This window comes from Phycisphaeraceae bacterium, from assembly GCA_020851465.1.
Lineage (GTDB): Bacteria > Planctomycetota > Phycisphaerae > Phycisphaerales > Phycisphaeraceae > JADZCR01.
Window position 1 is genome coordinate 436,951 of sequence record JADZCR010000001.1, and the last position, 25,989, is coordinate 462,939.

A 25,989-nucleotide genomic window follows, 5' to 3' on the forward strand; every position below is an offset into this window, starting at 1 on the left:
TTTGTTTCATCGTCGGATCTACTGTTTTTAAGGATGCACCAATGAAAAAGCCTGCGATCCTTCTCCTCGCCTGTTTTGCCATTCTTGCATGTATCAGTCTGGCGCCAGCCAAGGACAATCTTGGCGATAAGCTCGACAAGCTCTTCGACAAGGCTGGCAACAAGACCAAAAAGGTTGTTGATAAAGTCGAAGCCAAAGTCAATGCAAAACTGGACGAGTGGATCGGCGAACCAACCGTCGCCATCGCAGGCGAACCTGATGGTAACGAATTAACACTCGTTGATAACCACCAGACGAAGGCAATTGTTATTTGCTCCGCACCGGAAAAGAGCGTCGAAAAACAAGCGGCGGATGATCTGGTCAAGTACATCAAATTGATGACTGGTGTTGAGGTCGCCCGTGCAGGCACCGCAGCGGAAGTAGCCGATGCGCTGAAGATGGACGCGGATCATCCGTTGATCGTCATCGGCTCAGCAGCTCTCAAAGCGGACCCTGATCTACAAAGGGAACTCGACAAGGTTGCAAAAAAATCGCCGACGCTTCGTGCGGATGCCATTGTGCTCAAACGCAAAGGCAATCGTGTCTATGTCGCAGGAAATCACGATGAGTCGCACTATTACGCGGTGGCGGAATTACTCTCCCGCTGGGGCTGTCGATGGTATCTACCCAGTGAGTTTGGCGAGTGCATTCCTGAAGTATCCGCGCTGAAGGTTGGCAAGCTGAATTATGCCTTTGGTTCGCCCTTTGAAGTGCGCGAGTTCTGGATTTCATGGAACGGCGAATCAGCGGGTCAGCGGGATTTTCAGCTCCGTAATTTCATGAACAATCAGGGCGTCAGCGGCGGGCATATTCTCGCTTCATACACCAAGGACCTCATCCCTCCCGGCAAGACACAGTGGAATATCCCTATTGCAGACGCGAAGACCGCTGAGCACGTCGCAAATCATCCGGAAGTGCAGAAAAATTTTGCTGCGGGTAAGGATTTTTCGCTGGGTATGGAGGACGGTCTGTATGAATCCGATTCGAAACGTGACGCAGAGCTTCAGGCCGGCCTCACGGACAAATATTTCATCAGCAACACGCTCACTGATAACTTCATGGAACTTTACAACCAGGTCGCGCAGCGACTGCTGGCCAAGTATCCCAACAGCAAGTCGCATATAGGGTTTCTTGCATATTCCAACATCACCATCCCGCCACAGCGACAGATCGTCGCCGCCAAACCTCTGGTTGCCAGCCTCGCACCGATTGATATTGATCCGAACCATGGCATGGATGATGCGCGGTTTCCTTCCGTGCGGGAATACAAGGAAATGGTTTACCGTTGGTCGGAAGTGATGCAGGGCAGGGTGTTCATATACGACTACGACCAAGGCATGCTCGTATGGCGCGACTTACCCAATCCGTCCATCGGTGCTGTAAAACAGAACATGAAAATCTACCGTGACGCGGGGATTCTTGGCGTCAGCACCGAAAGTCGATTGGCGATCGCCACCACATTTCTCAATCTTTATGTCCGCGGCCAGACGATGTGGAATCCCGATGTGGATGTCGATGCGTTGTTGGCAGATTTTTATCCAAAGTTTTATGGTCCCGCAGCTGAACCAATGTCCCGCTATTGGGGACGACTTTTCAAGGCCTGGGACGACACGATCGTTACCGAGCATGAGTTTTTTGTTATTCCCGCGATCTATACGCCGGAGCTGGTCGAGGCACTTCGAAAGGATCTCACCGAGGCGGAGGAGACCATGAAAGATGCGTCACGCAGACTCAATCATCCTCCGCGTGACTGGAAAAAATATGAGGAGCGCATGAGATTTACCCGCTTGAGCTTCAACCTCATCGATCAATACACAGAGATGTGGCACGCTGCTGCCACCGAAGGCGATTACAAAAAAGCAGTTGCCTGGGGTGATAAAGCGGTTGCAACCCGGATGGAGCTGGGCACGATGAATAACACGTTCACCACGCGCGTCATCCCAACGATGCCAGCGCCTGAAACCAAGGAAGGCGGCCCCGCGTGGCTGCTCGGTGAGGTGGAGCAGTACCGCAAGCTTGCTGAGCTCACGGATGGTCCAAAGGGGAAACTGATTATGAAACTTCCCGTGGATTGGAGCTACCGCCGCGATCCTCACGATACCGGCGTCGTCAGCGGGTTTGCGTATAAGCCGGCGGACCTGTCCTATTGGAAAGAACACGGTCAGGAATTGGTTGGCTATGCACGGAAGGACTACCCGACCACGCAATGGGAGATGATCCGCACAGATCTTTACCCGCAAGCTCAAGGTATCCTGCACCCGGACGGGCAGAGTTTTACAGGTAATCACTGGTATAAAACCACGCTCAAACTCGACGCCAGTCAGGCTCAGGGTAAGCTGCATGTGCGCTTCCCGGGCATATTCAATTCCAGTTGGTTGTATGTGAATGGCTATCTGGTGAGCTACCGGCCGCAATTACCTTTATGGTGGGCTAATGACTATGGATTTGAATGGGATGTGGATGTGACGGGTAAACTCAAAGCCGGCGAGAACACGATCACGGTGCGCTGTCTGAACCCGCACCACTTTGGGGGCATGTATCGTCGGCCATTCGTGTATCGCGAAAATTGATCAACCACAATGATGCAAGGCAGTGAACGTGTTTGATGAGCTGGTTACACGTCCACGACTTCCGGTATCAGCTTTGACCAGATTTCATACGCTTTTTTCCCGGCGCGCAATGTTCGCAGCGGGTAGCAACCGCTAGCGTCGTAGAGCCTGAGTTTTGCATGGGTGAGCTGGTCGCCCAGGTCTTTGTATTCGGGATAGTTCGGGGCATCCTGTCGCAGGTCAGGTGTTACCGCCAACAGGGTGTCGGGCACTTTGCGATTAGTCGTCGGATAGTTGATATATCCGCCACCACCGCCGTTGACGAAAGCGTAGAACGAATCGAAGGCAGTGCCGTGTCCGCGGTAACTGCTTGTGATGTCGGGAATTTTGCCGCGCAGTTTGCCTCCGTTAGCTGGATGCAAACAGATCCGTGCGCCGCCCATGACGCCAACACTCCATACATCCTGATAGTGACCGTCGTGACAGACGCCAACCGCCACCTCGACACCGGCGACCCGCTGAAGGTTGTATCCTCGACCATGCCACATTCCTTCTTCACAAACGTGAACCTTGGCCATGCGCGGGCCGAGCGTACCATCGGGTCGGACGAAGCGGTGGACGTTCAGCATCACCTCATCAATCTCCGCACCTTCCACCTCGCGGCCGGACACATACTCGGGATACCCGATCAGCGTGTACGGGGCCGCAGAAATACCGCTGACCGCTTTCTGAAAGCGTTCAAGCTCACGTCGGGTAAGCCGCATATCCGACAGCTCCGGGTGCCCGATACGCAGACCCGTGAGCGATGTTTCCGGCGTCATGAGGATCTGGACACCCGCTGCAGCAGCCTGTCTTACACCCTCGATCAGTGAATCCACGTTCCGGGCGGTGCTCGGTTTAGAGTCTTGCTTCCACACGCCGAGATTGATGAACTCCGGCCGAGGTCGAGCAGGTCCCGTGATTGTCAGATGCGACAGCGAATACTCGCCCGGCCCCTTGAGACTGAACATGAAAAGTGATTCGGGCAGGAAATCGATCTGGCGAACCGTTGCAGCAGGCTGTCCGTTGAGTAACAGCGTAATTGAGGATCCCGCGTAAGGCAGGCCGGGAAGTGTATCGTGCTGACGGATGAGCTTGAGATTATTGAATTTCGTCGTGACATTACCACTGAAGCGAGGTTGCTTTTTATGCGCCTCGTGTGTGTTGATCGTGGTTTGGCCGGTTGTGAGGTTTAACTCACAGGTGATGTACTCGAAACCAACCTGAAATCCGAAGCGAAAGACGCCCGATCGTATTGCCCCGGGTACGAATCCTATTTCGACGGTATCGTCGTCGATCAGACATGGTCGGAGAAAGACCTCCCCATTACCCGCGATCGTACTGTGAAAATGCGCAACACCCGGAGAGATCTCGCAGGTCCATCCCGGATCAGGAATCAATTCCCAGCAATCATCAAGCGGCTGTCCGAAGGGGTAATGACGACGATAAGGAGTTGGCATAGCAGGCTCGCAGGCTGGGCTGGTCAGCACATCACAGTCGGGAATAATAAACCGATACTACGCGCGCTTCCCTTTCTTCATTGAAGCGAGTACCACGACTCCGACCACGAGGACCACCGCCAGCGAAATTCCCATGCCTAAAGCAGACGATTTCAGGGTGTCAGCTTCTGAATCAGCGGAAGGCGGAGTAGATGCGGAAGTTACGGTTGGCGTCGGATGGCTTGCGATATTGGTCGGAGCAGATTCCGTGGCATGGATGGCTGGCGCGCCGTCCACTTCAAAATTATAAATCGTCTCTTTCCCTTTCACTCCGATGGTGAGTTGATCAAGATAGCCCGTAAAATCTTTGAAAGTGCCGCCACTGGCTGCGCCCGCAATCACTGAGATGCCTGGCGCATTGTCCATGGTGTTGGCAACGATGGCATGGTCACCTAACGCCTCAATGATTTGCTGGAGTGTTTTCGAGTTGCTGCCGCGTCCCGCAATGTTTTCTTTACCTACGATCCACCAGCCGCCAACCGCCGGGCTCGCGTCGTGCGTAGTCGAGCCGCCGACACCCGTGTTCCACGTACCGCGTTTGATTTTGAGATTTCCTCTGGGAGGAGGCTGCTGGGCTGGGTCAAAAGAAAGAATGTCATCTCCGCCGAACCGTCCATCCCACTTGCCGTTATCGTTCGTGTCGAGATGGATATTGAGATATGGTGCGATGTCTTCGGTGGCTGAGGTTACGACGAACGTGCTGAAAGTTAACCGCGTCAAATCGGATAGTTTGATACCGTCGAAATCGCTGGTGCCGACCCAGATTTTGCCGCCCTTGTCTTTGCCGTCGCCGTTTCCGGTATCGAGCCTCAGGCTGCCTTGACCGAGGATTTGCGGTGAAGGCTCCTGCACATAGCGGCCTGAAGCAGTCCTGGTCGTCGTGATTTTCCAATGCTCGCTCTGATGAGGAGAGACAGTAACAGTCTCCGCAGCATGAGCCCCGGCGACCAGCGGAAGGAGAATTATTCCAATCCAAAGTGATGTGAACTGGCGCATGAGCGGCACTCCGAAAGATAGGCGAGCGATCAGCGCGAACGAAGTGAATCCAACCAAGACCCGGTTGCAAACCTCGATCAGTTGTAATCGCTTGTCAAAGATAAAGCGAATCCCCATAGGTGGAGGTGGGGGACTCGTTTGAGGCTGAAGATTTACGGCAAACTCGATACCCCCATGAGGTAGCGATCAATTTCACGAGCCGCCTGCCGTCCTTCGGCAATCGCCCAGACGATCAAGCTGGCGCCGCGACGGGCATCACCAGCGACAAAAATACCGTCAACATTCGTCGCAAACTTACCGAACTCAGCGCGAATGTTGCTTTTGTTGTCTGTCGCCAGACCAAGCTTTTCCACCACTGTCGGCTCAGGGCCTGTGAATCCGATTGCCAGCAGCACCAGGTCGGCAGGCCAATCGTACTGGCTTCCCTCCACCTCGCGAGGGTTGGCGTAATCGCCATTACTCATACGTTCCCACTCGACCCTGACCGTGCGGACCGCTTTGACGTGTCCAGTTCCATCATCGACAAACTCTTTGGTGACAAGGTTGTATTTGCGTGGGTCGTTACCAAAAAGCGCCGCACTTTCTTCGTGACCATAGTCCACCAGCAGCACCTCTGCCTCCTGAGGCCAGGGGTTATGCGGCTCACGCGTTTTGGGAGGCTGCGGCTTGCGCGCGAAATTGACCAGGCTCTTGCATCCGTGTCGTAATGCAGTGCCGATACAGTCCGTACCCGTATCGCCCGCACCGATGACGATGACATGTTTTCCTTTTGCGCTGATGTATTGCCCGTTGCGCAGATCGCTGTCGAGCAGACTCTTGGTGTTTTTGTGAAGGAACTCCATTGCCAGATGGATTCCTGAAAGCTGTCGGCCTGGTATTCGCAGGTCCTGCCCTTTCAGCGCACCGACAGCAACGAGGATCGCGTCATACTCACGGCGAAGTTGCGCCGCATCGACATTAACTCCCACATGTGCATTGGTGCGAAATTCGACCCCCTCTGCCGCGAGCAGGTCCACACGGCGCTGGACGTTTTTCTTATCGAGTTTCATGTTCGGCACGCCGTACATGAGCAAGCCGCCGAGACGATCATCGCGTTCGAAAACCGTCACGTGATGTCCGGCATAATTGAGCTGTGCCGCGGCTGCGAGACCTGCGGGACCGCTGCCAATCACAGCCACGCGCTTACCCGTGCGATGCGCGGGAGGACGAGGGACGATCCAGCCTTCGGCAAAGCCACGATCCACGATGGCGTTTTCGATACCCTTGATGGCAACCGGCGGGTCGGTGATTCCCAGTACGCAGGCTGATTCACAAGGTGCGGGGCAGATGCGGCCGGTCCATTCGGGAAAATTATTGGTCTTGTGAAGTCGCTCCAGTGCTTCACGCCATCGACCGCGATAAACCAGGTCATTCCACTCTGGTATGAGATTGTGCAGCGGACAACCTGTGGTCTTGCCGTCGGTATCCAGGCCGGTGTGACAGAAGGGCACGCCGCAATCCATGCAGCGAGAACCCTCCTGCTTGAGGTTTTTTTCAGGTCGCGGCGTATAGAGTTCAGCCCAATCACGCACGCGCTCCGTCGCCGGTCGGCGTACGGGTGCTTGCCGCGAGTGTTCCATGAATCCGGTCGGCTTGCCCATGTTTGTCTTTCTTCAGCCACGAATAAGTAAAAATCGATTCGGAATCCTGCGGATTAATTCTTCTCTCCAGCCGGTTCTTCCGTGATAACCGGCAACTTGATTCCTCCCGGCAGATCGGTTGCCTCCCCGCCGCCAGCACTGGCGGAGTAGAGCGATTCTTCCTCAATTTCCGCCAGTGCCCGCTTGTATTCGCTGGGCATGACCTTGTGAAATTGTTTGATCGCTGTTTCCCACGAGTTGAGCAGTTCACGGGCTATCGTGGATCCGGTCGCCTGTTCGTGAAGCTCAATGATTTGTTTGAGTTCTGCGATATCGAGAGCATCGTCAAGCTTTTCGAGTTCGACCATTTCGGGATTACACCGTGCGGGGAATAGGCCCTCCGGGTCATACACATAAGCAATTCCACCGGACATACCCGCAGCGAAATTGCGACCCGTAGAACCGAGCACGACAGCTCGTCCATTGGTCATGTATTCGCAGCCGTGATCACCGCAGCCCTCGACGACCGCTGTAGCGCCGCTGTTGCGCACACAGAAACGCTCGCCGACGATACCACGGATAAACGCTCGGCCGCCTGTTGCGCCATAGAGCACAACATTGCCCGCGACGATGTTGGCCTGGGCGACAAAGCCCGCGTCCAAGGCTGCTTTGTGTGGATAGACGATGATGTGACCGCCGCTGAGTCCTTTGCCGACGTAATCGTTCGCATCGCCTTCGAGTTCCAATGTAACACCACTCGCGAGCCACGCTCCGAAGCTCTGCCCCGCACTGCCTGTGAACTTGATACGAATGGTGTCCTCTGGAAGACCTTCGTCAGCATAGCGCTTGGCAATTTCGTGACTGAGCATCGTGCCCACGGTTCGGTTCGTATTGCTGATGGGCAGATCAATTCTGACCTTCTGCTGACGTTCCAGTGCGGGGGTGGCACGGACGATGAGCTGATTGTCCAGTGCATGCTGGAGGCCGTGATCCTGCGCAATGCTGCGAGTAACTTTGACCTCCTGATGCGGTCGTCGTGCGGGAGTGAGAATAGATGTGAGATCCAGTCCTTGCGTCTTCCAATGCCGGATCGCATGGTCCACTTCGAGCAGGTCGCTTCTGCCAACCATGTCCTCAAACTTTCGGAAGCCCAGCGCTGCCATGTGAGTGCGAACCTCTTCGGCGAGCAGGAAGAAGAAGTTGATCACGTGTTCAGGTTTTCCGGCAAACTTGGCTCGTAGTTGCGGATCCTGGGTCGCAATCCCAACCGGGCAGGTATTGAGATGACAGACCCGCATCATGATGCAGCCGAGCGTAATCAGCGGCGCGGTGGAAAAGCCAAACTCTTCCGCCCCCAGCAACGCGCCGATGACAACATCGCGTCCTGTCTTGAGTTGACCGTCCACCTGAAGAACCACTCGCGAGCGCAGGTTATTGAGCACGAGGGTCTGGTGTGCTTCAGCCAGACCGATTTCCCACGGCCCGCCTGCGTGCTTCAGGCTCGTCAGCGGTGAAGCCCCCGTTCCGCCGTCGTGGCCGGAAATCAGGATGAGATCGCTATGTGCTTTGGCGACGCCTGCCGCAACGGTTCCAACACCGGTTTCCGCAACAAGCTTCACGCTGATCCGCGCGGATGGATTGGCGTTCTTCAGGTCATAAATGAGTTGCGCCAAATCTTCGATGGAATAAATATCGTGATGCGGTGGAGGACTGATGAGCGTCACTCCGGGTGTCGAATGGCGCAACCCCGCGATGTAGCGGTCCACCTTGTGGCCGGGTAACTGGCCGCCCTCGCCCGGCTTGGCTCCTTGAGCAATTTTGATCTGGAGTTCGTCAGCCTGCGTGAGGTAGTTGATAGTCACGCCGAATCGAGCGGAGGCGACCTGCTTGATCGCACTGCGGCGAGAATCACCATTAACGTCGGGTACATAACGGCGCGAATCTTCGCCACCTTCTCCGGTGTTGCTTTTACCGCCGATACGATTCATCGCGATCGCAAGTGTCTCGTGGGTTTCGGGTGAAATGGACCCCAGACTCATTGCGCCGGTGCAAAACCGTTTGACGATTTCCCGTGCCGGTTCGACTTCTTCGATCGGAACCGAGGGCAGAGTGTGATTAAAGGCAAAAAGCCCGCGCAGCGTGCAGGCACGGGTTGCTTTTTCATCAACCACCTTGGAATACGTCGCGAAGCCTTCGCGCGTGTTCGACTTCACCGCGGCTTGAAGATACGCAATGGTCTGTGGGTCGAGCATGTGGCTCTCGCCGTCACTGCGCCATTGGTACTGCCCGCCACTGGGGAGCACGGATTCCGCGTGCATTTCGCGGCGATGGGGGTAGCCGATTTCGTGACGACGTACGGCTTCGCGGGCAATTGCCTCAAAGCCGATTCCCTCGACTCGCGAAGCGGTAGCGTTAAAACAGCGGTCAATGACTTCAACATTCAACCCCACCGCTTCAAATATCTGTGCTCCCTTGTAGCTCTGGATCGTTGAAATACCCATCTTGCTCATGATTTTGAGCATGGCCTTGTTCATGGCCTTGATGTAGTTGGCGGTGATCTTTTCGTCGGTGAACTTCTTCTGGCTAATGATGCCTTCGCGCGTGAGATTCCACGCTGCCTCAAAAGCCAGATAGGGGTTGATCGCGTCCGCACCATAACCCACGAGCAGACAGTGATGATGGGCCTCGCGTGCCTCGCCGGTCTCGACAACGATACCGATACGGGTACGGGTGCCTTCACTTACAAGGTGGTGATGCACCGCGCCGGTCGCTAACAGGACGGGGATGGCAACTCGGTTCCGACCCATCGCGCGATCTGTCAGCAATACGAGCTTGTAGCCGTCGTCGATCGCCTGCGTGGCCTCACGAGAAATGCGCTCCAGAGCATTGACCATGGCGTCGGCAGGAGAACCGTCAGCATGTCGGTCAAAGGTGATGTCAATCGTCTTGGTCCGCCATTCCAGTGAGGCAATATCACGGATTTGCGCAAGCTGCGAATTAGTCAGAATCGGCTGCGGGAGGTACAAACGAGCCGCGTGCCGAGGTGTCGTGTTCAGCAGATTGAGCTCCGGCCCAATATACGCTTCAAGGCTCATCACCAATTCTTCCCGCGTCGAATCAATCGGCGGGTTGGTCACCTGAGCGAACATCTGCTTGAAATAGTCAAAGAGCATGCGCGGCTGATCACTCAGTACCGCAAGAGCAGCATCGTTACCCATTGACCCTACAGCTTCCTGACCATCGGTCGCAATGGGTACGAGCAGCTTGTGAATGTCTTCGTGAGTGAAACCGTGACATTGCATTCGTGTCATCAAAGTTTCACGATCAAGTCCGGCTACTCGGCGGCCCCTGGGCAGATCATCAAGCCGTACACGCTGTTCATCGAGCCACGACTGATATGGATGCTCCGCGGCGAGATGGTCCTTCAGTTCACGATTGTCAATGATCCGTCCCTGCTCGAAATCAACGAGAAACATCCGACCCGGTCGGAGCTTGCCCTTTATCAGCACATTTCGAGGATCAATGGAAAGGACGCCGACCTCACTGGCCATGATTACATAATCATCGCGAGTGACGTAGTACCGGCTAGGGCGCAAACCGTTGCGGTCGAGCACGGCGCCGATGTAGCGACCATCGGTAAACGCGATGGACGCCGGGCCGTCCCACGGCTCCATCAGACAGGAGTGATATTCAAAAAAGGCGCGATGCTTCGGATCAATAAGGTGATCCTTTTGCCATGCCTCTGGAACCATCATGTTGACAACGTGAGGCAGTGCTCGGCCGGCATGGAGCAACATCTCCAGCGTGTTATCAAACGTGCCGGAGTCCGACGTATCTGGCTCGCAAATCGGATAACACTTCGTAATGTCCTGACCAAACAGCGGGCTTTCCAGGAGGGATTCGCGCGCGTGCATCCAGTTGATGTTGCCGCGCAGCGTATTGATTTCACCGTTATGGGCCATGAACCGCATCGGTTGGGCACGATCCCACGAAGGAAACGTATTCGTACTGAAGCGAGAATGAATCAGCGCGAGGTGGCTGACGAAATCTTCTTCCGCCAGGTCAGGGAAATAGGGGCGGAGTTGTAGCGAGGTGAGTTGTCCTTTGTAGATGATCACCTTCGTCGAAAGGCTGACGATGTAAAAAAGGTCGGCCTGCTCCAGCGCGCTGTTTCGCAACTCAAAAGTTGCACGCTTGCGAATGATGTAGAGTTGCCGTTCGAGCGCGTCGGCGGACGTGGAACCGACGCTTGCCGGCGGAGTGTTTGTTTTGGGTGAAATGGAATTCGTTTCGCCGGCACCGATAAAGAGCATCTCCATCACCGGCTCGGTTGCACGGGCACTTAGACCGACGTCTGCCGCATCAGTCGCCTGCGGCACTTTTCGCCATCCAAGTAATTTCTGGCCTTGATCGGCAACGATTTTTGCAATCGTCACTTTGCAATAGTCTCGCTGTCGCGGATCCTGCGGCAGAAACACAATGCCAGCACCGAATGTCCCCGGCGTCGGCAGCGAGATCTTCGCATCGCGCATAGCCACTCGGGTGAGAAACGCATGAGGCAGGGCGGTCAGAATACCCGCGCCATCGCCTGTGTTGGTTTCGCAGCCACACGCGCCGCGATGGTCCATGTTTTCGAGCATCTTCAGAGCATCACTGACGATGCCGTGACTTTTCTTGCCTTTGATGTGCGCGATAAAGCCAACGCCGCAGGAGTCCTTCTCATTCACGGGATCGTACAGCCCTTGCTTGACCGGCCTGCCATGCTTGAATTGAGCCGGCGCAGCCATCGGAAGCGAGGGACGAGACTTCTCCGTCATCTTTACAGACTTAACACGCAACATAGAGTGATTCATCCTCATGACCGCGCACCAGCCATCGCTGTGTTGCGCGACGTCGTCCGCTCGATGCCCGCGAGCAGATCTACACTGGGGCCGGCGTGTTCGAGCAGATAATCAATGAACGCCTGTACCGCGGGGGCGAAACCGCTGGCGGGTCGAGCTCCGCCGGTTACGCTCTTTCTCCTGCGGTGAATAATCCCGATCGGCCGCGCCAGTGCGGGTTCGAGATCGACTACCGACAGCGTTCCAGCCTGCACTTCTCGTGAAACAGTTCTTCGCGGCAGAATGGCAAACTGATTGGTAACGGCAACGGCTGCTTTGATCGTGTCGATGTTGTCGAATTCACTGGTGATTTCCGGGGTTGCTTCGTGATCGCGCAAATACTTGCGGATCCGCCTGCCAACCGGCAGCCCCGACTCAAAGGCCGCCATTTCCAATCCATCAAGATCGCCCGCTTTCACTTTTCGTCGGCCTGCCAGCGGATGACCGGGTGCGCAAACGACCACCATCGGTTCATCACGAAGCGGGATCACGCTGACGTCCCGCCACGTCCGTGGGAACGACACGATTCCGAAGTCGCACAGTTCCTGTCGAACTCCCTGGTAAACCTCTTCCGGCTGTTTGTAATGGACCGTAATGCTGACGTCGGGATAGAGCGTTTCAAAAGATTCCTGGAGCGTGTTGAGCAGGTCGATCCCCGCGGAATAGATGGCATCCACATGTACCGACCCTTCCAAGTGGGGTCGAATCTGCGAGAGACGGCGTTCGAGCTGGTCATACCGATCTACAATTTCCCGAACTTCGTGCAAAAAAATCTCACCCGCAGGCGTGAGAGCAAGCGGTCGAATCGATCGGTCTATGAGGGTCACGCGCAGCTTGCGCTCCAACTGCCCGATCCGCTGACTGGCGGCGGATTGAGTAATCCCGTTTTCAGCCGCGGCGCGGCTGAACGACTGGTGTCGGGCAATATCACAAAAAAGCCGTAGTGTCTGCATGACGAGGGTAGATTATCATTAGTTGGTTTTATGTCAACTAAACAATAAATAAAAATAACTAATACTACGTGGCCGTCGCGAGGCTAGGCGTGTGCGCTGCGGTTTGATGGGGGTGGAAACTCTGTGGAAATCGCGTGGAGATAACGGCTGAGCTATTGATAGGGAATTTGGCAGTTTTTACGCGCAGTGATAAGTCAGGGTTCGCGTTGAAAGTGTGGTTCGGGGTCTGTATGAGCGTTGGCTGCGGCTGGGCAGGGTGTGACAGGGTATTTTGTCGCGATCCAGCGGCCGATTGTGCTGCCGCATGCCAGATGGTGGGCGAAATGCGTATGCAGACATTTGACTGTTGCGTGATTCATGATGCCCCCGATACCGCGGCTGCGCATTTTTTCCGCCAGCGACTCTCTCTCAACATAGTTGCGCTCTTCGGGTGAAAGAGCTGCCCAGCGTCGCGCAATGTAATCGTTGTGGTCGTTTGAAATGGCTGCGAGGAAGGTTGCGTTGCCCGCTATTTCGGCTTCGAGTTGTTTGATAACGCCTCCACGCTCAAGATTGGCGAGTGTTCGGCAGAGCTGTGGGCAGACAAGCCAGTAAAGCGTAGGAAAGGGTACGAATCGACCACGCTGGCGTTGTAAGGGTGAGCAGGTAATCACCGCTGCATGACCAGCTGGACAACGTGCAGCAATTTCAAGCACACCGCGTAACGGGCGACCTTTTCGAGAAACAAGGCGGCGAATTTCTTGTGCCTCTGCCATGCAGCCGATTCTACGACAGCTGGACGGAATACTGCATGACAAGGCAGTAGGTTTTTATCAGCACCAATGAGTTTCTGGATGACACCCTGTTTCGTAGCCCGTATCTTTGAGGCATGAGCCTAATCCTTTTCATCGCGGCCGCAGTTGGCCTTCTGGTATTGCTTGCCGTTTCGGGCAGTGATTGGCACCAAAAGGTTGGCGGTCAAGTCATCTACGTGTCGCTTGGCGATGAGAATCACCTGGTGGTCTTTGATTTCAATGACAGAACTGGCGAAATAGCGCTGCGATCTCGCGTGGAGTTGGATGGTGCCCCTGGACCCATGGCCGCCGATTTACGAAAAAAAGTCCTATATGTCGGCCTGCGTGAAAAGCGAGGTGTCCAAGCGTTGCACCTTAACCGCGAGGGTTCCACTACGTTGTTGGCTACTACGCCGATGGGCGTCAATCCGGTTTATTTGAAGCTCGACTCTGCCGGCAGATTTCTGATCGCGGCTGATTATGGCAGTGGTGAAGTTGTCTCGTTCCCCATTCTGGAGAGCGGGGTCGTTTCCGAATCCGAAACACAACGTTTTGTCGCAGGGAAGAATCCTCATTCGTTCTATTTCGACCCTGCTGGCAGGTATGCGTTCGTGCCCGTGCTGGGTGACGACGCGATCATGCAGTATCACTACAACGCAAACACTGGAACACTCAGTCCGAATGAACCAGTAAAAGTCACTGCAAACAAAGGCGATGGACCACGACATCTCGCATGGCATCCCAATGGCAGTGTGGTTCTTTGTGCGGATGAAGTTTCATGCACACTTACGAGCTATCGCTTCGATTCCTCACGAGGCACTCTGACGAGACTTGATCGTGTGTCCTCTCTTCCGGCTGGTTACTCAGGCAGAAATCTCTCGACAGCCGACGTTCATATCACGAGAGATGGACGATTTGCCTACATCTCCAATCGCGGACACGATTCGCTTGCGGGCTTTGCGATCAACGAAAGTACTGGCCGTCTGCTGCCTATTGGGCATACCGCGACCGAGGCGACTCCGCGTGCCTTTTCGTTTGATGCGACGGGAGAATTTGTCATTTCTGCAGGGCAGTCCTCGGGCAAGCTTGCGGTTTATCGCTTGAACACGAGTGATGGAACTCTCCAGCGGGTGCAAACTGTCGAAGCGGGAAAAGGGCCAGTATGGGTGGAGGCTGTGCCGAGGTTGTCGTGAAGGGATGTTGTCACGCTTTGAACAGTCAACTCCTGGAGAGCTTGTATTCATCGCCGTGAATGACTGTAAGTTCGGGTGACGGAGGAGGCTGCACAATAGGCGGGTTTGTGGAGGCGGCAGGACACCCCGCTGCCTTTACGGCATTCAGCAGTGTATTTATGCCGATATTCTGACGCCGAACAGTGGCCGCGTATTTGCGTACTAAAGGGCACGTAAGGCGATTATGCTGCCCAAACCGGAGTGAGACTTCGAGATGACCAAGACCTACAACAACCTCAAAACCACGATGTTGCTGGCTGGGCTTTTTGCGCTGGTTCTGGCCCTTGGGTCGATCTGGGGCCGGCAGGGTTTGATTATCGCGTTCATCGTTGGTGGAGCAATGAACGTGCTGGCTTACTTTTTCAGTGACAAGCTCTCACTGACCATGATGCAGGCACAGCAGGTTGATGAGAAATCAGCACCAGATCTGGTTGAGATGGTCCGCCGCCTTTCGACAAATGCCGGCTTACCCATGCCCAGGGTTTATATATGCCCGCAAGACGCGCCCAATGCTTTCGCGACCGGGCGTAATCCGAAGAACGCTGCGGTGGCGGTCACACGCGGTGCGCTGCAACTGCTCAGTTACGATGAGCTCGAAGGGGTGATGGCCCACGAACTGGCGCACGTGAAGAACCGTGACACGCTGATCAGTTGCGTCGCAGCTACGATCGCTGGCGCACTGACCTTCTTGTCTCACATGGCATTTTTCATGGGCGGGCGAAATCGAGACGGAGGCGGACATCCCATAGTCGCCATTCTGGCGATCATCTTTGCTCCAATCGCTGCAGCACTCATTCAGATGGCAATCAGCCGCAGTCGGGAATACGTCGCTGATGCGGAGGGTGCCCGGATCGCAGGGACGCCTCACGGCTTGATGAATGCGCTACGAAAGCTCGATGCGACCGCCAGACGGATCCCGCTTGATGGCCAGATGCCGGCTCAAAATCACCTGTTCATCGTCCAGCCGCTTTCAGGCGAAGGCTTTGCGTCACTGTTTTCGACCCACCCGCCAATGGGCAAGCGCATCGAAAAACTCGCAGAGCTGGCCTGATCAGCGGGTTGGCTTGCTTCACATATCAATGATGAGCTTTGATTGCCTTGGCGGGATCAGCGTTGAATTCATCAGTGCAACTGGGGCAGCATAAAACGTAGGTTTGCCCGTTGTACGTTACCCGTGCCAAGTCAGGGTCGGAAGGGTCCGTCGGATCGCCGCTTACCGGGCAGGATTTGTTGGTCGGAGGAGCAGCGGCAGCTTGTATTGTCGGCGCAGCTGCGGGGATAGCAGGCGGAACGGTTGGTGCTGCAGTCGTTGTCGACTCCGCAGGTTTTGGCGGAGACGGTTCTTCACAGCCGGTCAGTAAACCAAGTCCCACAGCAAACATAGCGGCGACGATGGTTTGGATGTGCATTGACTTTTTGATGGTATTTTTCATGTTTTGAAGCCTTGTGGTTGAATGAGTGACAAGCTTACAAACCAGATATTTTATATTCCAGTGAACGATTTTCGCATGAACGACCGATAAGAGTTTATGACGGATTGAGTCGCGAAGAAAGCTACCACCACGGAGGGTGGGCGAATCACATAAATTCGTTTCAGTTTTACCGGACGCATAAATTGTGTAGCCGCCACAAGTTTTGCTGTCTAGTATATTTACGCTGTTGACGAGGATGAACAGATTCCTTCAAGAGCGACTTCACGAAAGGGCGATATCACTAGTGTTAATGAGGGATGGATACGAACGAATCGTCTGTGGAGCTTGGCCCGGTAATACGATGGCCAGGTAGCCCACGCATAGGACAGAGGAGTTTTATATGAGCGACATTGCACCCATCAGTCGGACCAATATCACCGGGCCGAACCCAAGCGGCCGGATTTCGGTTCCCGCCCCATCCGGGCCCACCGTTAATCGCGGTGATGATACGGTTGAACTCTCCAGTGCGTCACAGACCGCCAAGAACCTCCTGGCCAAACTCCGGGAAGGCACCGATCTGCGCCATGATCTGATCTCGCGTATCCGTCGTGAAGAAGCTGCGGGCACCTATGTGACCGACGATAAGATTGACGCAGCGATTGACAATCTGATGGATGATCTGGATTGAACTAAACCAACAAGCGAATCTTTGATCCGGCCGCCCGCGACCATACTCGGGCGGCCTTTTAATTGTCCCCCAAAAGCCAAAGTCTCCGACCTGTATCCCGGCATAGGACTGTCAGGAGGCGGCCGCTATGACTCTGACGATTATTTTGCTGATTCGTTGGAATCCGGCGCGGCGAGGTTAGTCGCAGCATTTGCCGCATCTTCCTTCATCTGAATGGCGTGACGATGGCCAGCCTTGTAAGCAGTGACGACGATAAACGCGAAGAACGCAAAGAAGATCGCCAGGATGTATCGCCAGCGGGTGAATACCACCATCATCGTGCAGCCGAGCACCGCAAACATCGCTGCCAGCAGGTACATGGAGATCACCGCAACCTTAACACTCGTGCCCTTTCCGATACGGAAACGCTGTGCCCACCGGAGAAAGAGGTGGTGAAGGTGCTGGTTGTCGGGGCTCAGAATAGGCTGGCCGCGCATCTTCCGACGGAAAATGGCCAGCGTCGTATCCGTGATGGGTAACGCGAAAATAATGAGGCCCGCGATAACCAGCAGCGGTCCGCGGTTAGGTACGTGAGTGAATTGAAGAATGGTTGAGATGCTCAAATAACCCAGTAACAGCGATCCCGCATCGCCCATAAAAATATTGGCGGGATTGAAGTTATACGGTAAGAATCCCGCAATGGTCCCCAGAAGTGCGAGGCACAAAACAATGCGCGTAGAGTCGGTTGGGCTGAGTTGGCTCGAATCGGTAGCAGCATACGCGGCCAGAAATAGAAATCCCGTTGCCGCGATGCCGGTTACTCCAGCAGCCAGCCCATCAAGTCCGTCGAGCAGGTTAACGGAATTGCATCCTCCGACCACAAAAATCGTGATGATTGCTGCACCAAGCCAGTAGCTAAGTTGCGTAACGAGAGGGAAGGGCGGGATGTGTGCCGCGGCAAATAGATCGGCGGCAAGTGTCTGGCCGACATCAGACTGCCAGACGAGCGCAGCCGTGGTCAGCAGTTGGCCGCCGATTTTTACCCGTGGACTGATCCGCCATACGTCATCAATGAGGCCGGTGACCGCGATAATCACAGCCCCGACCACGATTGCCCACGGTACCTGCACGGGACCGGATGAGGGCATACGGACGTAGCAGAAGAGAACACCTCCAAGCCAGCCGAGCAAGATCGCAACACCGCCGAGGTAGGCGATCGGCTCAGTGTGTGTTTTACGCTTCTGGTCTGGGCGATCAACGATGCCGTTGGCAATTGCAAGTCTGCGGAGAAGCGGCGTGCTCAGGAGTGAAATGGTCAACGCAATAAAGAAAACACCCATATGGGGTGAAATCACGTCGGTCATCGAAAGGTCGGCCAGAAGAAGTTGAGTCATCAGGTTGTGGCAGCGGGTGATGGTTTGGTCTGGCTCGCCGCGTCGAATACAAGCTCCGCCAGTGTTTGCTCAAGAGTAAACGCTGGTTTGAAGCCGATCGCGCTGCGTATTCGGGTCAGGTCGGGAACGCGGCGGCGCGGATCCTCAAAACCTGGCTCATAGGCCTGTGCGTAGGGTATCAAACGCTTGCTTGCGGTTTTTGCCATACCCAGTTTTTGCGCGGTCGCAATGACCAATTCCGCCAGATGGCTGACGGTGATTTCACGATCAGAGCCAACATTAAATATCTTGCCGTGATGCCGTGGGTCACCCAGCAATGCAGTCAGAGCACGAACAACATCACGCACATCACAGAAGGCACGTGTCTGTTGGCCGTCACCATAGATTTCGAGTTCACCGCCTTCGATCGCACGTTGCACGAATCTCGGCACAACCATGCCGTAGCGTCCGATTTGACGCAGTCCGATGGTATTGAACAAACGAACGATAACCATTCCCACCCCGTGTTTGGCATGGTGCGCTAGCGCTAGGTGTTCGTCGAGAGCTTTGGATAGTGCGTAGCTCCAGCGTGAAGAGGTGGTCGGGCCGAGTATCAGATCATCATCTTCATTGAGTGGAATTTTGACGGCCTTGCCATACACCTCGCTTGACGAAGTGATGAGGATTGAAGCACCGGCTTGACGAGCAGCGTCGAGGATACGAGCAGTCTCCTCGACATTGTTGCGGATCATATTGAACGGGTCGTCCACAACGAGTCTGACACCGACTGCTGCGGCAAGGTGATAAACCTCACGGACACCTTGCAGCAGGTGTGGATCGTGCGTGAGGGCCTCGCCGATACTTGATTCGATAATACGGCAGCGATTATCGAGGAGGTGTGCGATGTTGGAGCGACGGCCAGTAGAGAAAGAGTCAACGAGAATCACTTCATCCCCACGGGCTTTGAGCAGCTCAGCCAGGTGGGAGCCGATGAACCCCGCGCCGCCAGTGATGAGTGATTTGGCCATGGTACGCAGGATTGATAGCCGATAAGCGGTGGATTTACGTCCCGCGAGGAAGACAGAGCCTCTGTTCAGGGAACAAATTCGGTGATCGATGATTCAGGAATCAATCGCCATCCCCGTGCTTCACTGCAGGAGCTTTTCGTGTTAGTGCGGCTTTGGCTCCGGCCGGCCGGACAGCCTCGCGGTAGCGATAGAATTCCTCGTAGTTCTTGCGGAAATAACCACCCGCGCTGGAACGCACGCCGTTGAGAATGATGCCCAGCACGTCGGCGCGTTGGCCTTCAAACTGTCGCATCATTCGGCTGACCGTACCACGCTGATCCTTCAACGCACGAATGACGATTACGACCGCATCCACGTGACGAGCCAGGTGCTGACTCTCGGAGGTGATCAAGGCTGGCGGAGCATCGATAAGGATGATGTCGTATCGGCTTTCAAGTTGTGTGAGAAGCTGACGGAATGCAGGGCTATCAAGTAGTTCAGGTGGAGCATCTTTCGAATCTCCCACTGGCAGTACATCGAGACGCGGTTCGTTCTTGTGAACGATGGCATCTTCAAGCTTGGCGGTGCCTCGGAGTACCTCGATAAGGCCGGGTTTCGCTGCAGTTTCAAAAATACTGTGCTGGATGGGACGTCGGAAATTGACTTCGAGCACGAGGACGCGCTTGCCGTTGTAGGCCATGCTCAACGCAAGATTGCTGGCGATGGTAGATGATCCGCAGCCGCCCTGGGCACAGACAAGCATGAGCGTCTTGTAGCCGCGTCGATCCGCGCGGGCGAGGATCCCCGTGCGAATTTGGCGGAAAGATTCGGCAATGAGGCCGGAAGGATCGGTACGGACTGCAGTTTCGATCCGCGCTGGGCCAAGCGGATCCTCAGCCGATTCGGGCACGATGCCCAGAAGCTCAGCATTGGGCAGCAGGCGGACATCCGCGGGACTCTTGATCCGTTGATCGAGCAGTTCTTTGGTGAATACGACCAGCAACGCCAGCCCCAAAAACAAAATGGTGGATCCGGTCGCAATGCTGGCGAACTTTGGATACGTCATTTCCGGTGAAGTGGGGCGGAGCGCGTAATCGACGCCTTGGAAGTCGGGGCGTCGCCGCCGCATATCGATTTCCTGGAGCTGCATCGTTGCGTTGTCCTTACGCTGAGCCACAACGGCGAGCGATGCTTTTTTGTTTTCATAGTCCTGGAATTTCTGTGCAATCTCAGCCGTCTTTTTTCGCAGTTCATCCAGTTTGAACTGGAGACTCTTCATCTGGCTTTCTGCGATGTCGTACTGTGCCTTGGCGGCGGCGACTTTCGTTGCCTGATTTTCACGGAGCAGTCGATCGACTTCTCTTTGCCGTTCCTGTTCGGTGGCGATGATCGTCTGATCTACATCCTGAATAGAGCGATGATTGGGTGCGAAGCGGTTGAGTAATACCTCACGCTGTTCACGCAGGCTGCGCAATCGCTCGTCACGGCTTTGCACTGACGGTGCCCGCTCGATTTCCTGCATCTGCTCGGGTGTCGGGACGAAACGACCTGCTTTTTGTGCTTCGAGAGCGGACTCATACGCCTGTTTGCTCTCCTCATAAGCGGGTTGCATGCGTGACCGTGCCAGTGCGACTTCGGTGTAGGCGATTACCGTGTCGTTGCGATTCGGATCCATGTTGAGCAGATCGTTATTGATGGCGAATGTCCGCAGGTCTTCCTGAATGCGGGCAAGCTCTTCGGTGGCTCGCTGTTGTTCCTCGAACCACACGCGGCGAACCTTTTCCGTATTCGAGTTAATCCCAAAGACGTAACGACGGATATAGACGTTGATAATCGTGTCAACGATGGGCTGGAGATCGTCAGGGTTTTTACCCTCAAACGCGACGAAAATAAGGGTTGTACGAGGGGGGTTGCTCACCTTGAGTCGTTCACGCATGTCCTTCTTGAGCGCGATGGGATCGTTCTTGAGCGAGTTGTACCAGGCGGTCCGTTGAACTTCGCTGCTCGCCAATGCTTCTTCAAGGACGTCGTCACCTTCGAGGAGGACCAGTTGGTTTTGGATCAACGTCTGGAGGTATTCCGCCGACGCGCGGGGAGCACCGCCGGTTGTCGGATCGGTGGAGACGCCTACGCTTCCTGAGACGACGAGCGTTGCAGTGCTGGAGTATTCGGGGGCGTACTGTTTGAGAACCAGATAGACAGCCACGCCCACGACAAACCCGATCACAGCTGTGAAGATCAGCAAACGGGTGTACTGGCGCAGAATGCGGATTGGATCCAGCGGGGTAAATCGTGTGGATGTCGGCGCAGAGGCCGCGGCAGGTCCAACCGGAGAAGAAAGCGGAGTTAATGGAGTCGCGGTCATGTCGTCCTCATAAAGTCGGCGGGGATTATTCCCGCAGTCAAAGGGTCATTTTCCGGTCATTTACTACCTAGGCGTTTGCTGGCGGCGTCAAAGACCTCCTGATCGTGAGCTTGTTCCGCCAGATCCTTGGCGATACGGAACATTTCCATCGCTTCGACACGCGAACCACCCGCCAGGAGTACTTCAGCCAGATGGTATGTATTGGTAGAAAACTTGAGCTTGTCGGTGCTACGGCGGAGATTATCCCGTGCGGCAGCAATCTCGCCAGCCTTGAACTGCACCCACCCCAGCGTGTCGAGCACCTGAGGCTCGTCGGGTAACAGTTTACTGGCGCGTTCCGCCAGAGGCAGGGCTTCCTTCGCTTGGTTTAAATGCACCGCAAGGTTGTAGGCGAGATTGTTAAGAGCAGCTGTTTCGTTGGGCTGGTCTTTCAAAATCTCCCGATAAATATCGGCAGATTCAGCATACTTGCCGTTAAGTTCAAAGACGTGCGCCAGTGCTCGCTGGTACGCAAGTTTCGAGCTTGGATCGTTGGGTGGCAAACTATCACGTAACGCCAGCAGCCGCGAAAGAGCTGCACCGTACTGCTTTGATTCCCCTTCGATGCTTGTCAGGATCATTTCCAATGCAAACTTGCGTGGACCCACAGCCAGTGGCTGGAGTAAAGAAATCGCTGCGGCGGGATTAAGCCCCATCACAACCTGTCTGGCGATAGCGGTCAGTTGCGGAACACTGGTTGCCTGTTCAATCGCACTCTGGAAGGCGGCTTTGGCGGCATCAGATTGGCCAGCACCAGCCAGTGCCCGGCCCTGAAGAGCACGAAGCAGCGGAACACGGTTGGTAAATTCAGCCGCATTGCGCAGCAGCTCGATGGTCTCTGTGTACTTCTTTTGATTATTAAGTTCCACCACTAGATCAATCAGGTTCTGCGGTGAGTTTTCCAGTTTGTATGCCTGACGGTACTTCGAAAGTGCTTCGTCGGGTTTTCGATCCATGGCCAAAAGCTGCCCCTGGAGTCGGACCCAGAGAGATTCCTTGGAAAACAGTGTGGCAGCCTCATCAACAAGTCGCTTGGCCGCGATGGTATTGCGTGTCAGGAGGTAGGAATTAAAAAGCTGCAGCCGCGTTTCAGCATCGCGAGGGTTACGTGCTACGAGCGTTGTAAGCTGGCTGAACGCTTCTTCCTGCTGTCCATGTCGGAGCAGAAATTCTGCAAGCGTACGACGGGCAGCAATCATGTTGGGAGCCACTTCGACTGCCTTGCGCAGGTCTGCGAGTGCCTGATCCTGTTTGTCCTTCATCCCGGAAAGCAGTTGAGCTCGTTCAAAGTAAATGCCGCCGTAGTCGGGGAACTTTTCAACGCCATGATCGAGCACCACCAGGGCACCGGGGTTGTCGCCTTTGGTCGTCATGATGCGCGAGCGAAGCAGGATCGTTGCGGGTGATTCTCCATGCTTACCCTCGATGCGGTCGAGGGTGGCCCGTGCATCATCACTTTTACCAGCCGAGAGCAGAGCTTCGACGTAACGTTCTCCAACGCTGCGATCATCTGGAGCCGCTTCCCAGATTGTCTGGTAAACCGCCGATGCCGCGGCAAAATCCTGCCCATCGTAGAGAATGTCCGCCATCTCCCGACTGGCGGGACGAGACTTTATGTCTTCGTGCTGTATCGCCTGGCGGTATGCAGCCATTGAGGCGTTGGGATCGTTAATTGCCCTGAGGTATCGCGCCAGGGCCACCCAATCCTCGACGGTTGTTTTATCCCCCTTGGCACTGACGAAGTCCTGGAGGAGCTTCCGGCCGGCTGGTGGATCGCCGAGATTTTTATAGGTGTATGCGACAGCAGCTACGGTATTGATGCTGTCGGGGTCATCCTTGAGCAGATCATTGGCGACCGCCAGCGATTGATCCTTGCGCTTCATCGTGGATAACAGGATCGCCAGGGCACGTCGATTTTCGAAGTCGCGCGGATTCGACTTCATCAGATCCTGGCGGATTGTCAGCACACGATCCTTGTCTCCTTTTTCAGCTTCATAATTGAGGTACTGCGCCCGGAGAGCGGGATCCTGTGAAGCAAACCCGTAAGCGCGACGGATGTTGTCGAGAGCCTGTGCGGTATCACCGGTCATGTCCTGCACTGCTGCAAGACCGCGCAGCGCGTCCACGTTATTAGCTCGCTGCTGAAGGGCTTCTTTATAGGCTTCGACAGCTTCGGAAAATTGTCCGCGGTAGCGATCCGCATCACCTTTGAGACGCCAGCCTTCGGAGTTCACCGGCAATGCTTGAACGGCTCGGAGGAAGTTGGCACTGGCCTGTTCAAACCGTCCGCGCGCCAATTCCAGTCGCCCGTAGTACATCGCACCGGCAGCCTGGTCCAGATTTTGTTTGGCGGCACGGGTGGCCAGTGCGTCAGCTTTGTCCCAGTCGGCTTCGCGCAACGCAACCTCGAACTGAATCTCAATAATTTCCGGCCCTTCGGGGTTCGCCTTGATTGCTTCCGCTAAGGCGGCCTCCGCCTTTTCGCGGTTGTTGGTCTGTCGATACAGCGAATAAAGCTGGAGGTTCTTCCGGTACGGGTCATCATCCTTCTGAATTACTTTTGTGATTTCGGCCAGAAGCGCTGCCTGATCCTGCTCGATTCCTGCCCGGAACAGTCGTGCCATTTCGGGCGAAAGGCCAGCCTTTTCCGCCTGCTCGAGATACGCTAGACGGTCTTCTTTCTTTTCCGTTAATCGAAACAGTTCCTGGATGAAGCGAGGATCCTTTGGATTGTTCTCAAAGCCCGCTTTGATGATGGCCAGAGCTTTGTCTTTTTGATTTGCCTGCACATAAAGCTGTGCCAGGGTGATCTGCACTTCAGGGCGGTCCTGCTTCAGTGAAGAAACCAGTTTGATTGCATCGGTATAGCGTCCCTGTTGCGCCAGAATGTTGGCACTCAAGCCAATCGCTTCCTGGTTGTCTGGCTGGACCGCTCGAAAGGCCTGGAGTTCCTGCTGAGCCTTATCCCACTCAGCGGTGCGCATGTAAATCTTGGCTAGTTCCAAATGGGCTGGATAAAAGTCAGGGAAATTTGTGAGAATCTGGTTGTAGCGATCCGCAGCAGCGGAAACCTCACCCATTTGAAGACGAGCTACAGCTGACTTGAGCAGGATCGCAGGTGTCGCTCTCGCGCCTTGAAGTGTGATGGCGCGGTCGAGTTTAGTACTCGCTTCCTTCCATCGCTGCTCGATCAGTGCGACGCGGCCTTGACTGGCCAGAACACCGGGATCTTCCTGCCCGGCTTCGGCGGCAACACGGTCGATAACTGATTTCGCTTCCTTGATGAGTTTTTCCCGCTCATCCTGATCAGCTGTGCGCTCCGCTTTATTCAATACCAGCTCACTGTATAGCAGGGCTGATCCACGAATCACCTCGACATTGCGTCCCAACTCCATTGGTACGCCGGAAAGCGGCATTTCGCTCAGACGCTTGAAAACCTTGGCGGACTCATCGGGCTTATCCATCATTGCGATGGTGGCCGCCAGGAACTCGAGCCGGATATTTTTGGGGTGTGCCTTGGCCATCATTGCCAGCAGAGCCTCGGCACGGTTTTGTCCGCGAGTACGATTAGGTTTGTCAGTCTTTTCGCGGTCAGTAGCTGCCAGCAACTGCATCGAAGTCTCGAGCAGCCTGGGATCGGGATTACTCTGAAGTGCTTTCTCCAGCCGGTTCACCAGCGAGGTGACCTCTGCGGTGTCTTTAAGCTCGAGGTGTACCAGTGCTGCATCGTGAATCCGCTGCGCATCATCGGGTTTCTGTTCAAGACTCTGGGTAATGATTTTTCGTGCTTCCTTGCGCAGAGCGTTGGCTTTGTTGGGATCGCGACCGGGTTGATCGAGATAATTGGCCTGGCGGATATCAAAAAGGGCAAGATAGAAAATCGTCTCGTGATCGTTGGGAAATTTTTCGCGGGCTGCATTCAGGTCCGCGGCAATGCGCTCGCGCTCCTCGGCACTGAAGTCCAGGCTCGTCATGCGGACGGTCTGCGCCATACCGCGAAATTTCCGACTGACAACAGAATCGGGATTACGTTGGAGTGTTGCGTCGGCGCTCTTGAGCAGCAGATCGAATTGCTGCACTTCCATCAGAAGGCGGTAGATCGTTTCGAGAGATTTGTAATCCTTCGGGTTGTTTCTGGCGGCATTCTGATATGCAGCATTCATCTGCGAGAACGCGGCCTGTGCGTCACGTGCGGTGTTGACTGGTGTGTTGCGGGTCGCCTCAGCGAGTTTGAAACTCAACTCTGCGTCGGTGGGGACTTTGCCCAAAGCTCGTCCGTAGTGCATCTGGGCGACAGCCCACTCGCCTTTCGCGGCGGCGGCATCACCCTTGGCGGTCTCCACTTTCGGATCAATGCGCATACGCCAGCGAGCTATCCCAGCCACGCCGACGCCGACCACAATCAGGACAGCAATCAGGATGATGACGAACTTCGTATTAACACGACGCTTCATGAACGGTTCCTTGAGACTCAAGCCGGCATCCGTGATGACAGACAGCCGATGGCGGTATGTTCACAGCCGAAATTTTAGGCTGGTTTTTATTAC

15 protein-coding genes are annotated in these 25,989 nt (G+C 55.1%); 4 read left to right on the forward strand and 11 right to left on the reverse strand.

The window, feature by feature from the left end; all coding sequences use genetic code 11:
* Positions 1-41: 41 nt before the first annotated feature.
* Positions 42-2,609, forward strand: coding sequence for a DUF4838 domain-containing protein (locus IT444_01680; protein MCC7191466.1), 2,568 nt, complete (start codon positions 42-44; stop codon positions 2,607-2,609).
* A 44-nt stretch (positions 2,610-2,653) separates the two neighbouring features.
* Here IT444_01680 and IT444_01685 read toward each other — a convergent pair whose 3' ends face one another.
* The 6 genes from IT444_01685 to IT444_01710 all read right to left on the reverse strand — a co-directional run bounded on the left by IT444_01685 (position 2,654) and on the right by IT444_01710 (position 13,329).
* Positions 2,654-4,087 (reverse strand): hypothetical protein, encoded by a 1,434-nt coding sequence (locus IT444_01685; GenBank protein MCC7191467.1) that lies wholly within the window; start codon positions 4,085-4,087, stop codon positions 2,654-2,656.
* Positions 4,088-4,144: 57 nt separating this feature from the next.
* Positions 4,145-5,122: a hypothetical protein gene (locus tag IT444_01690; GenBank protein MCC7191468.1), complete on the reverse strand. Its 978-nt coding sequence runs from the start codon at positions 5,120-5,122 to the stop codon at positions 4,145-4,147.
* A 152-nt stretch (positions 5,123-5,274) separates the two neighbouring features.
* The gene (locus IT444_01695; GenBank protein MCC7191469.1) at positions 5,275-6,762 is read right to left on the reverse strand and encodes a glutamate synthase subunit beta; all 1,488 of its coding nucleotides are present in this window, start codon (positions 6,760-6,762) and stop codon (positions 5,275-5,277) included.
* A gap of 53 nt (positions 6,763-6,815) precedes the next feature.
* Complete coding sequence (gene gltB / locus IT444_01700; GenBank protein ID MCC7191470.1) at positions 6,816-11,528, reverse strand: glutamate synthase large subunit; 4,713 nt, start codon at positions 11,526-11,528, stop codon at positions 6,816-6,818.
* Positions 11,529-11,596: 68 nt separating this feature from the next.
* Positions 11,597-12,574, reverse strand: coding sequence for a LysR family transcriptional regulator (locus IT444_01705; GenBank protein MCC7191471.1), 978 nt, complete (start codon positions 12,572-12,574; stop codon positions 11,597-11,599).
* A gap of 194 nt (positions 12,575-12,768) precedes the next feature.
* Positions 12,769-13,329, reverse strand: coding sequence for a DUF501 domain-containing protein (locus IT444_01710; GenBank protein MCC7191472.1), 561 nt, complete (start codon positions 13,327-13,329; stop codon positions 12,769-12,771).
* A 113-nt stretch (positions 13,330-13,442) separates the two neighbouring features.
* Between IT444_01710 and IT444_01715 the strand changes: the two genes are divergently transcribed.
* Together IT444_01715 and IT444_01720 are read left to right on the forward strand one after the other, a co-directional pair.
* Complete coding sequence (locus IT444_01715) at positions 13,443-14,540, forward strand: lactonase family protein (GenBank protein ID MCC7191473.1); 1,098 nt, start codon at positions 13,443-13,445, stop codon at positions 14,538-14,540.
* Between the two features lie 253 nt (positions 14,541-14,793).
* Positions 14,794-15,630 carry a zinc metalloprotease HtpX gene (locus IT444_01720; GenBank protein ID MCC7191474.1) on the forward strand — a complete coding sequence of 279 codons (837 nt, stop codon included), beginning with the start codon at positions 14,794-14,796 and terminating at the stop codon, positions 15,628-15,630.
* A gap of 25 nt (positions 15,631-15,655) precedes the next feature.
* Here IT444_01720 and IT444_01725 read toward each other — a convergent pair whose 3' ends face one another.
* Positions 15,656-16,012 (reverse strand): hypothetical protein, encoded by a 357-nt coding sequence (locus IT444_01725; protein ID MCC7191475.1) that lies wholly within the window; start codon positions 16,010-16,012, stop codon positions 15,656-15,658.
* 379 nt (positions 16,013-16,391) lie between these two features.
* Between IT444_01725 and IT444_01730 the strand changes: the two genes are divergently transcribed.
* Positions 16,392-16,679: a flagellar biosynthesis anti-sigma factor FlgM gene (locus IT444_01730; protein ID MCC7191476.1), complete on the forward strand. Its 288-nt coding sequence runs from the start codon at positions 16,392-16,394 to the stop codon at positions 16,677-16,679.
* A 140-nt stretch (positions 16,680-16,819) separates the two neighbouring features.
* On the opposite strand, the gene IT444_01735 is transcribed toward IT444_01730, so the two are convergent.
* The 4 genes from IT444_01735 to IT444_01750 form a co-directional block, all read right to left on the reverse strand.
* Positions 16,820-18,052, reverse strand: a complete 1,233-nt coding sequence (locus IT444_01735; GenBank protein MCC7191477.1) for an undecaprenyl/decaprenyl-phosphate alpha-N-acetylglucosaminyl 1-phosphate transferase — start codon at positions 18,050-18,052, stop codon at positions 16,820-16,822.
* The gene (locus tag IT444_01740) at positions 18,052-19,059 is read right to left on the reverse strand and encodes a GDP-mannose 4,6-dehydratase (GenBank protein MCC7191478.1); all 1,008 of its coding nucleotides are present in this window, start codon (positions 19,057-19,059) and stop codon (positions 18,052-18,054) included. Before IT444_01740 ends, IT444_01735 begins: the two co-directional genes overlap by 1 nt.
* Before the next feature lie 100 nt (positions 19,060-19,159).
* Complete coding sequence (locus IT444_01745; protein MCC7191479.1) at positions 19,160-21,403, reverse strand: polysaccharide biosynthesis tyrosine autokinase; 2,244 nt, start codon at positions 21,401-21,403, stop codon at positions 19,160-19,162.
* A 56-nt stretch (positions 21,404-21,459) separates the two neighbouring features.
* Positions 21,460-25,896 carry a tetratricopeptide repeat protein gene (locus tag IT444_01750; GenBank protein MCC7191480.1) on the reverse strand — a complete coding sequence of 1,479 codons (4,437 nt, stop codon included), beginning with the start codon at positions 25,894-25,896 and terminating at the stop codon, positions 21,460-21,462.
* Positions 25,897-25,989 lie beyond the last annotated feature (93 nt).